The sequence below is a fragment of the Terrisporobacter muris genome (assembly GCF_024621905.1).
GTDB classification, from domain to species: Bacteria; Bacillota; Clostridia; order Peptostreptococcales; family Peptostreptococcaceae; genus Terrisporobacter; species Terrisporobacter muris.
Map to the genome: position 1 here is coordinate 1 of NZ_JANKBY010000102.1, position 11122 is coordinate 11122.

General features: G+C 29.7%; 9 protein-coding genes. All 9 read right to left on the reverse strand.

The window, feature by feature from the left end; all coding sequences use genetic code 11:
• Window positions 1-196: 196 nt before the first annotated feature.
• On the reverse strand, window positions 197-931 hold the full coding sequence (locus NSA58_RS09620) for a cell division protein FtsQ/DivIB (protein WP_074079168.1): 735 nt from the start codon (window positions 929-931) through the stop codon (window positions 197-199).
• A 121-nt stretch (window positions 932-1052) separates the two neighbouring features.
• Window positions 1053-2303: a UDP-N-acetylglucosamine 1-carboxyvinyltransferase gene (gene murA / locus NSA58_RS09625; RefSeq protein ID WP_039680991.1), complete on the reverse strand. Its 1251-nt coding sequence runs from the start codon at window positions 2301-2303 to the stop codon at window positions 1053-1055.
• A gap of 68 nt (window positions 2304-2371) precedes the next feature.
• Window positions 2372-3589, reverse strand: a complete 1218-nt coding sequence (gene murG / locus NSA58_RS09630) for an undecaprenyldiphospho-muramoylpentapeptide beta-N-acetylglucosaminyltransferase (RefSeq protein ID WP_039680992.1) — start codon at window positions 3587-3589, stop codon at window positions 2372-2374.
• Between the two features lie 14 nt (window positions 3590-3603).
• On the reverse strand, window positions 3604-4734 hold the full coding sequence (spoVE, locus tag NSA58_RS09635; protein ID WP_039680993.1) for a stage V sporulation protein E: 1131 nt from the start codon (window positions 4732-4734) through the stop codon (window positions 3604-3606).
• A 44-nt stretch (window positions 4735-4778) separates the two neighbouring features.
• Window positions 4779-6137, reverse strand: coding sequence for a UDP-N-acetylmuramoyl-L-alanine--D-glutamate ligase (murD, locus tag NSA58_RS09640; protein WP_039680994.1), 1359 nt, complete (start codon window positions 6135-6137; stop codon window positions 4779-4781).
• Window positions 6138-6155: 18 nt separating this feature from the next.
• Window positions 6156-7121 carry a phospho-N-acetylmuramoyl-pentapeptide-transferase gene (gene mraY / locus NSA58_RS09645; RefSeq protein WP_139044986.1) on the reverse strand — a complete coding sequence of 322 codons (966 nt, stop codon included), beginning with the start codon at window positions 7119-7121 and terminating at the stop codon, window positions 6156-6158.
• Between the two features lie 36 nt (window positions 7122-7157).
• Window positions 7158-8534 (reverse strand): UDP-N-acetylmuramoyl-tripeptide--D-alanyl-D-alanine ligase, encoded by a 1377-nt coding sequence (locus NSA58_RS09650; protein WP_039680996.1) that lies wholly within the window; start codon window positions 8532-8534, stop codon window positions 7158-7160.
• A gap of 142 nt (window positions 8535-8676) precedes the next feature.
• Window positions 8677-10656 carry a stage V sporulation protein D gene (locus tag NSA58_RS09655; RefSeq protein WP_039680997.1) on the reverse strand — a complete coding sequence of 660 codons (1980 nt, stop codon included), beginning with the start codon at window positions 10654-10656 and terminating at the stop codon, window positions 8677-8679.
• Between the two features lie 15 nt (window positions 10657-10671).
• Window positions 10672-11122, reverse strand: a 451-nt coding sequence (locus tag NSA58_RS09660) for an FtsB/FtsL family cell division protein (protein ID WP_257560416.1), incomplete at its 5' end; no start/stop codon positions are given.

The window sequence follows — 11122 nt, forward strand, 5'->3', positions numbered from 1 at the left end:
CTTAATAGTAATGATTTGAAAATAGATATTTCCTAATTTTATGAAAAAGTTCAAATATTTATCTTTTAAGTTTAAGGAAATATTTTGTGATAGTAATTTACACTATTTGCCTACTTTAAATTTTACTGTGAAAAGATAGTAATATTCAAGTAATTTTTTATATTATTTATGCTTTTTTCTATTTTTTAAATATTTTTTAATTTGAATAAGGACTATATAATACATAGTTGTTATAAGTAAAGTCTATTTTTCCATAAAATTCTTTTCTATTTTGTAAATCTATTAGAACTTTACTAAGCTTTTCTATATTTTTTTCTATGTTCTTATCTTTATTAAGGCATATAGTAAGTCCAGTTTTTCCCCTCATACTAATTCCAGTTTTTTTTCTAAAATCAATTGTTTTAATTTGTATTAATATATTTTCTTCATCTAATTTATTATATAGTGTCAATAGCTCATTTTTATCTTCTTCATCCTTAAATTTTAAAGTTTTCTTCTTTAATGTATAATTGATAAATATAACTAAATCATCATTTTTTATCTCTTTCAATTCATCCACAAATTTTCCTTTATTGTCTATATAACAATAAGACTTACCATTATACAAGGGGCCAATAATATTCTTTTCCTTTACATTTACCATCAGTTTATTTGGTATCTTCCTTTTTATTTCGCAATCTTCAACATAGTTGCTTTCTTTAACTTTATCTTCTAAATCTTGTAAATTATAGAAAAAAATATTCTTATTTTTATCTAAACTTAAAAGATTGTTAACATCTTCGTTTGATAAGTATTTATTATTGCTTATTACAACCTGCTTTAAAAAAAAGAAATCACTTTTTAAGAAGAAACATGTTCCAAAGGTTAGCAATAAAGAAAAAAATAAGATTCCCATAAGTTTATTAGTATTTATTTTTTTTATTTTTTTCAAACACACCCCTCCTTAACTTTATTATATATAAAATACTTCTTTCATACTTGAAAATCCTACCAAAGTTTTTCTTTTTAGTAAGCAAATTATGACAAAAAATATAAAAGGCCTAAAAGACCCTTTATACTTTCTTTATATCTGCTCCTAAATTATTTAATACCCCTTCTATATTTTCATATCCTCTTTCCACATGATATATATTACTAATTTCACTTTCTCCCTCAGCTGCAAGGGATGCTATAATCAAAGCTGCCCCGCCTCTTAAATCTGGTGATTTAGTTTTAGCTCCACATAACTTATTTACTCCGTTTACTCTACATAAATGGCTACTTATAATCTCTGTGTTTGCTCCCATTTTATTAAGTTCACTACAATGCATAAAACGATTTTCAAAAATTGTCTCATAAAAAATATTATTTCCTTCACTCAAAGTCATAAGAGCCATCATCTGAGCTTGCATATCTGTTGGATAATTAGGATGAGTATCAGTTTTCAAAAAGTTTATTGCTTTAATTCTCTGTGGAGAAGTTAATATAAGACCTTCTTTAGTATATTCAATATCACATCCTGCTTTTATTAAAGTATTATTTATAGGTTCCATATGGGACCTTACTATTTTATCTACTTCCAAATACCCTCCCGTAATTGCACTTGCAACCATATAAGTTCCTATTGCAATCCTATCAGGAATAACAGTATGTTCTACTTTATCTAATTTATCTACACCTTGTATTTCTATAAAATCGCTTCCTGCACCATTAACTTTTGCTCCCATTTTATTCACATAATCCTGTAAATCCTCTATTTCTGGTTCCTTAGCCGCATTATATATTCTTGTTATCCCTTTTGCTTTTACTGCTGCTAAAATAATATTCTCCGTAGCACCTACACTTGGACTATCAAGAATTATATCATTTCCTATAATTTCTTTTCTTTCACAGTCTATAATACATCCTTCTTCTATTTTTACCCCCAGCTGTCTCAAGGAGTTTAGATGTAAGTCTATAGGTCTTTTACCTATTGCACAACCCCCTGGCTCATATATTTTAACATGTTCTAATCTACTAATCATAGCTCCTAGTACAATAATAGAAGATCTCATTTTCTTAACGTATCCTTCATCTATTTCATTTGATGTTAAATTAGAGCTATCGATTACTAAGACATGATCATTAAAATCAATTTTACATCCTATACTCTCTAAGATATCTATCATCGTATAAACGTCAGCTATCAATGGAACGTTATGAATAATATTAATATTTTCATTCAATAAGGATGCAGCCATTAATGGTAAAATGGAGTTTTTCGCCCCTTTTAGACTTAAGGTTCCGTGTATTTTGTTTCCACCAGTTATTAGATATTTAGACAAAATGAACCCCCCTAATCATAATATTAAATCCCTTATTATTAAATATTATGAGTTAGGGGGGGTATGTGTTACTTTTTCTTTATTCCTATTGTTTTTATTTCCTTAGTTTCCTCATTAGAGTTTATTTCTTCAGGTATATCTTTTAATTCTTGCTTTTCTTTTTTTGTTACATTACTGCCTTGTTTTTCATTGTAAGCTTTCATAATTTCATCGTATATTAAGTCTATTGCTTGAGGCTTACCAATATTTTTACTAGCATTAGCCATATCTATTAGTAGTTCTCTATCTCCTAGCAATTTAAATACTACTTCATTTAATCTTTCAGGAGTTAAATCCTTTTCTAATATAGCTATGCCAGCACCTTGAGATTCTATACTCTTAGCATTGTATTCTTGATGATTTTCAGCAGTGTAAGCTTTTGGTATTATTATTGATGGCTTTCCAAGTGCTGTTATTTCTGCTAAAGATATAGCTCCTGCACTTCCTATTACTATATCACTCGCTGCTAGCCCATCGGCCATATTATCTAAATAAGGCATTACTCTTTGATAAGGTTTTAAAGATACTTCACCTAAAGCTTCCATAAATTCATCATAGTATAACTTACCAGTGGCAAATATAAATGCAATATCTTCTTTAACCATATTTTTTATTACAAGTAACATTGCTTCATTAATTTCTTCTGATCCTCCACTACCACCGTAGCAAAGTACCATTTTCTTATCTTCACTTATTCCTAGTTTTTTTCTTGAAGTAGATTTTCTTGCTTGTAAAATTTCTTTTCTTACTGGATTTCCTGTAAGTACTAATTTGTCTCTACTTTCCTCAGGAAACCTTACATGAGAATCTTCAAAACTTGTAAGAACTCTTGTAACCATTTTTGATAGTATTTTATTAGTAACTCCAGGGAATGAGTTCTGCTCATGAACTATTGTTACAGTCTTGTTTAAAGATGAATTAAATAAAACTGGTCCACTTACATAACCACCTGTTCCTATAACTATGTCTGGTTTAAACTTTTTAACAATTTTTCTAGATTGCTCTAAACCTTTACACAGTTTAAAAACTCTTTTAACATTTTCAAAATCTATTTTTCTTCTAAATCCTTGCACTGTAACAGTTTTCAATTCATATCCGTATTTTGGAACTATTTCTGACTCTATACCTTTTTCTGTTCCTACAAATAATATCTCACAATCAGGATTTTCTTCTTTTATTTTGTTAGCGATTGCTATAGCTGGATAAACGTGTCCTCCCGTTCCTCCGCCTGATAGTAATACCTTCATTGCATCATCTCCTGTTAATTAATCTTGACATGTTTTGAGACGTTTAACACTATTCCTATTTCGCCCATAAGCATGGTCAGTGATGTTCCTCCATAGCTTATAAACGGCAGGGCTACCCCAGTATTTGGCATAGTTGATGTGGCAACAGCAATATTTAATGCTGCTTGAATACCAATTAAAGCTCCTATACCTATTACTAACATGCAAGCAAATATGTCTTCACATTTTAGTGCTATTCGGACACATCTATAAACTAATAATATAAATAACATAATTACTAGTATACATCCTATTAAGCCTAATTCTTCACCTATTATAGCAAAGATAAAATCATTTTGTGGTTCTGGTATGTAAAAATACTTTTGTTTACTCTTTCCTAAACCTAAGCCAAATAATCCTCCTGATCCTAACGCATACAAACTTTGTATAACCTGGTATCCTGCTCCCAGTGGATCTTGGAAGGGATCTAAAAATGAGGTAATACGCTTTAGTCTATAAGGCTCTATCATTACTAAAATACCAAATAACGCCACTCCTGATAATCCCATTGCTCCAACAAATTTCATATTCATTCCTGCTACAAATAACATAACAAATGTTACAAGTATTACAGTTCCAGCCGTAGACATATTAGGTTCAAACATTATTAATACAAATATTAGCATAGGCATAAGTAAAAGTGGTAAAACACCTTTTGTCAAAGATTTTATTTTATCGTATCGTTTTTCTATTAGTTTTGCTGTAAATATAACACATGCGAATTTTGCTATATCTGATGGTTGAAAAGTTGCAAATCCAACACCTAGCCATCTTTTTGCACCATTAGCTTCAATTCCAAGAGGTGTTAAAACTAAAAGTAAAAATATTATTGCTATTATAGATACTAGAGTCGCATACTTTCTCCAAACCTTGTAATCTATATTGGACAAAACCATCATTCCTATAAATCCCAGTGTCGCAAATATTAAATCTCTTTTTAAAAAATAATAGGGATCATTGTGTTTAAATGAAGATTGAATATAACTTGCACTAAACACCATGATGATCCCAAAAAATACTAAAATCATTGTAGTATAAAATACTACTGGATCAAAATCAGTCTTCATTCCCCTGTCAACTTGCTTTTTTAAAATTTTACTAGGCATCTGATAGACTACCCTCCATTTCGCAATAAATTGCTTTGAAGGAGTTATTTTAAGTTGTTTACATTATCTTTGAAGTCGCATCCTCTCACTTCAAAACTTTTATACATATCCCAACTTGCACAAGCAGGAGATAAAAGAACTACATCTCCACTTTCGGCTAAGTTGTAAGAAGCCTCTACTGCTTCTTTCATATTATTAACTCTAATTATAGTTTGATAATCTTTTTCTTTTGCACATTGTTCTATTATGCCAGCTGTTTCTCCCATTAAAATTAAAGCTTTAATATTTTCTTTTCCTATTTCTAAAAGCTCATTAAAATCACTTTCTTTATTATATCCACCAGCTATTAATATAACTGGATTTTCATAAGAAGTTATTGCCTTAATTGTTGAATCTGGATTAGTTCCCTTTGAATCATTTACAAACATAATATCATTTAAAGTCTTTACATATTCTAACCTATGCTCTACTGCCTTGAATGTCTTTAATACATGTTTTAATGTTTCTAAATTAATATTAGATACATATGCCATGGCAATAGCTGCCATACAGTTTTCTAAGTTATGATTCCCTGGTAAACTAAGCTCTTTTTTGTTTAATAAAACAATTTTTTCATCTATATCAATAACTATATTGTTATTTTCATCTAAATATACACCTTTATCAAGTTTTTCTTTTCTTGAGAAGAATATTATTTGACCATTACACCTAGAAGATAATTTTCTAACTTCTTCATCATCATAATTTAATATGGCAAAATCATTTTTATCTTGATTTTTAAATATATTAGCTTTTGCAGATATATAATTTTCCATAGTATGATGTCTATTTAAGTGATCTGGTGAAAAGTTCAATATTGATGCAACTTTAGGTTTGAAATCAACAATACTTTCCAATTGGAAAGAGCTTAACTCTGTTATTAAATAAGAATCTTCATTTGTACTTTCTACTGTATCTATAACAGGATTTCCAATATTTCCAACTATATATGTGTCTTTATTATCTGATTTGAATATTTCGCCTACTAAAGATGTTGTCGTAGTTTTTCCATTTGTTCCAGTTATTCCTACAAATATAGGATTTTTAGAAAGTCTATAAGCAAGTTCTACTTCTCCTATTATTTCTATATTACTTTCTTTTAATTTTAGTATAAATGGTAGGTCTAAAGGTACTCCTGGAGATACTACAGCCAAGTCTATGTGATCCACATTCTCTGGATGATATCCAAGGATATACTCTGCATTTTTTATATCTTTTAATTCCAATAATATATCTTTTAATTTTTCTTCATCTTTTATATCATTAACTATTATATTTGCTTCTAATTTATTTAATAATTTAATTGTTGAAACACCTGTTTTTGCCAGCCCAACAAGTAAAATATTTTTATTTTTTAGGTTCATTTTTTTCCCCCCTAATGATTAGAATACTGCTATTATTCCTATCCATGCTAATACTACTGTAGTTATCCAAAATATGAATACAACTCTTGTTTCTGGCCATCCACATTGTTCAAAATGATGGTGGATTGGTGCCATTTTAAATACTCTTTTTCCAGTTAATTTAAATGATAACACTTGTATTATTACTGATATAGCTTCTGCAAAATAAATCCCACCTACTATTGGTATTAAAAGTACTGAGTTTGTTAAAACTGCAAAAGATACTACTGCCCCACCTAAAGCCATAGAACCTGTATCTCCCATAAATACCTTAGCTGGATATGAGTTAAATCCTAAGAAACCTAAACAAGCTCCACCAGTAGCTGCTGCAAGTATAGCAACATCACTATTACCTACAGTAGTTGCTAATATCATAAAGAATGCCGATACTACTAGTGTTACTCCTGATGCTAAACCATCTAATCCATCAGTTAAGTTTACAGCATTTACTGTTCCTATTATTATAAACATCATTATTGGTACATATAAAGGTCCTAAATTAATTACATAATCAGTAAATGGAACCATTATTTGTGTTGCACTTGGTGACGCACTGTATTGATAGTAAGCTACAAATAGTGCAAGTGCAAATTGAAGTATAATTTTTTGGTATGCTTTAAGTCCTAAAGATCTCTTCATTTTTATTTTGATGAAATCATCTAAAAATCCTACAAATCCAAATCCTGTTATACATATTAATCCTACTAATAAGTCTTTGTCTATTTTTGCTCTCGTAAGTCCAGTAATAAGAATAGCTATTATCATTATTACTCCACCCATAGTCGGTGTTCCATTTTTTTGTAAATGAGTTTGGGGCCCATCATCCCTAACCGTTTGACCAAATTTGAATTTTGCTAACATTGGTATAAATATTGGTCCTAGTATAACTACTATTAAAAATGCGATTATCGCTGTATACGTAAGCTGTGTTATTCCTAACATAATATAAAACTCCTCTCCCTAGTTCGCTAATTATTTTGTCTATTTATTAAGATGTTCAACAATTTTTTCTAGATGCATTCCTCTCGATGCCTTGACTAAAATAGTGTCATTTGCTTTTATAATCTCATCTAGTTTTTCAATTGCTTCTTCTTTTGTCTCAAAATGATAAAGATTGTCAGGGTTCATATTACTTTCTTTTAATTCTTTTACTATAAACTCTGCATCCTTTCCTATTGCTATTAGTATATCTACATTTTCTAACGCTGCTTTTCCTACTTGTCTATGGCCAAATTCTGCAAATTCACCCATTTCAAACATATCTCCAAGTATTGCTACTCTTCTACTTTCATATCTGCCAAGAATGTTTAGTGCCGCAGTCATAGAATCTATACTAGCATTATAAACTGAGTCAATTATAGTTAAATTATTATTTTTTATAATGTCTAATCTATTTTTTGTACATTGGAAATTTTTTAAACCGTCTTTTATTTCCTCTATTGTCATATTAAGATTAATTCCTACTAATATGGCTGCCATAGCATTGTATATATTGTGTTTTCCAACTGTTGGTATGAAAAATTCTTCTTTTTTTCCATCAATAACTGCTCTGAAATTTATACTATCTTCATCCATTTCAAAAGATTCACAATATATATCATTGTTTTTTTCAAATCCGAAAGTTTTTAATTTGTAAACTAAATCTTTATTTTTTAAAGTTTTTAAACAATCATCATCTCCGTTTACTATTAATAACGAACTTTCATCAAAGTTTGTTGTTATTTCCATTTTAGCTTTAAATATTCCATCTCTACTTCCAAGATGCTCTACATGAGAATATCCAACATTAGAAATTATACCTATTTGTGGATGTACTATGTTTACTAAATATTCAATTTCATTAAACCCACTCATTCCCATTTCTATTACTGCACATTCGTGTCCTTTATTTAAGTTAAATAAAGTTAAAGGTACTCCAAATTGGTTGTTTAAGTTTCCTACATTTTTTAGTGAATTATATTTTGCACTAATTGTAGAGTGTACCATATCTCTAGTAGTTGTTTTTCCTACACTACCCGTAACAGCTATAAACGGTATTTCAAATTTGTTTTTGTAAAATCTAGCAATATCACCAAGAGCTATTTCCGTGTTGTTTACTTCTATTACATTAATTTCTTTATTCTCTATGTCAACGTTGTTATTTTTATTTTTTATAATAGTTTTACAGCCTTGATTTATAGCTAAATTAATGAAATCATGCCCATCTAAGTTCTCTCCAACTATAGCAACAAAAACATTGTCTTTACTTGCTTTTCTACTGTCTATTACTATATCGTTTACTAAAATTTCTTCGTTACACTTTGAAACCAGTTGTCCTTCACTAGCAAGTATTAACTCTTTTATAGTTAAATATTCCATTTTAACCTCCTTATTCATTTTTAATTTCATACTTATCTTTATAAAAGGCAATGCATTATATACATCGCCTTTTATACATTTATCTTAATAATTATATACCATATTAACTTTTTTTTGAAGGTATTTATAAGTTTCTATAATATTAATTATCAAAATAAATGGATATTAGAGAACCTTCGTTTACGCTAACTCCAGGTTTTGGAAACATATCTTTTATTATTGTTTCCTCTTTTATATCCACATCATTATCAATATTAGCCTCCAATTTAGCCTCCTCTAAAACTTTTGTTGCATCTTCTATAGTTAAACCTCTGACATCAGGCACACTTACTTTATTTTTAATGTTTTCAGATTTTTCTTCTTCTGTATACTCAGGTTCTACACCCAAGTATTTTAATGTATTGCTCATTACTTCTTTAATAATAGGTCCTGCAGTAGTTGAACCAAATTGCATAACTCCTGTAGGCTCATCTACTATTGCAAGTACTACAATCTCTGGATCATCAGCTGGTGCCATCCCAATAAAGGAACAAACATAATGGCCTTGAGCATAAGACCCATTTATAACTTTTTGTGCAGTTCCTGTTTTTCCACCTAATCTATATCCTGGTAAATATGCTATCTTACCTCCACCATCTGTAACAACAGATTCCATTATTTCTCTCATTTGAGCGGATGTTTCTTTTGATATAACTTGCTTAACCTGTACAGGATCTATTTCTTTAGTTATATTTCCTTTGTTATCTGTATATGACTTTACTAACCTTGGCTCCATTCTATTTCCATCATTCACTATGGAACATACTGCTGTAATAAGTTGAATAGGAGTTACTGATATGGATTGGCCAAAGGAAATTGTTGCTAATTCAACAGGTCCTACATCCTTCTCTTTATACATTATACTGCCTGCTTCACCAGGTAAATCTATACCTGTTTTTTTATTTAATCCAAAAGCTTCTATGTAATCATACATTTTTGCAACTCCAAGTCTTCTTCCAACTTCAACAAATACTGGGTTACAGGAGTTTTGAACACCTTGTTTAAATGTTTCAGCTCCATGAGGTCTATAAGATCTCCAACATTTTATTTTTTGTCCTTCAACCATTACACTGCCACTACAAGTAAATTTATCATCTTGCTTAACAACACCTTCTTCCAGCCCTGATGCTGAAGTTATAAGCTTAAATGTTGAACCTGGTTCATATGTATCACTTACTGCAGTATTTCTCCACATTGTTGAATATGCTTTTATTTTTTCATTATCACTTTTACACTCTTCTAATAGTTCTTCATATGCAGGATAAATCGCTTTTGTTGGAGTATTCGGATCATAATCAGGTTTTTTCACCATTGCTTTTATATCACCTGTTTTAGGATCCATTGCAATTATAGTAACTTTACTTGCATTATTTTCTTCATAAGCTTTTTGTGCAGCCTTTTCACAATAATGTTGAATTACTTCATCAACAGTTAATACCAACCCATTTCCTGTTGTTGGCTCATAATATTGTTCAGAACCTTGTGGTATTTCTTTTCCTGCTGCATCAGTACTTACAATCAATTTCCCCGAAGTGCCTTTCAATACACTGTCATATTTTAATTCTATACCTGCTACACCTGCTGAATCTGCAGATGTATGTCCAAGTACATAAGATGCAAAGTTACCATATGGATAATATCTTTGGTTGTCTTCTGCCACCCATATTCCTGATAATCCCGCCTTTGTAATTTTATCTGCAGTATCATCATCAATCCATCTTTTTACTTTAACTAAAGCCATATTTTTCTTATTTACCTTCTTGTATATATCATCATATTTTTCATCTAATATTTTTGCCAGCTCTTCCGATGTTTTTTTCGCATCTTTTACTTCAACTGGTTTACACCATACTGTGTATTTTGTAACACTTACTGCTAACTCCTTCATATTTGTATCGTATATAGTTCCTCTTTTAGCTTCTATTGGAATTTCTCTTGTCTGTTGTTCTGATGCTTTCGTACTAAGCCATTCTCCTTTAACAAGTTGTAAATATCCTATCCTAAATATCAATCCTAAAAACAAGGAGCATGCCAAGACCATTACTATAACTAATCTCTTCCTACTATTTATTTTTATCTTCATTAATAACCTCCCTTTCTAACTGTTTAAGTCAACATATCTCATTTGACTTTCATTAGGGTAATCCATATTTAACTTTTCTTTTGCATTTTCTTCTATATTAGTAATGCTTGAGTTTTTTAGTTGTTCCATTTTTAAACCATCTAAAGCTATTTCTTCTTTTCTCAACTGTTTTTTTAATGTATTAATTTCATATTTATAGTTTGATACAATAACATTACCACATAAATTTATGATGATTATTGATACCATAGGAAATACGAACAAAATAGGCTTAACTACTCTTTTTATTTTTCTCTTTCTATATCTATTCTTTTTTCTCTTTTTATATTCATTTATGTTTTTTACTCTTTTCTTTTTATCCAAAAAATCACCTCCGTCTTCTGTGATATATACATATTTAGTTTTTTTATATCTTTCCTCCTTTAATGACCTATACAAAAATTCATACATAAAAGAGTATAAATTT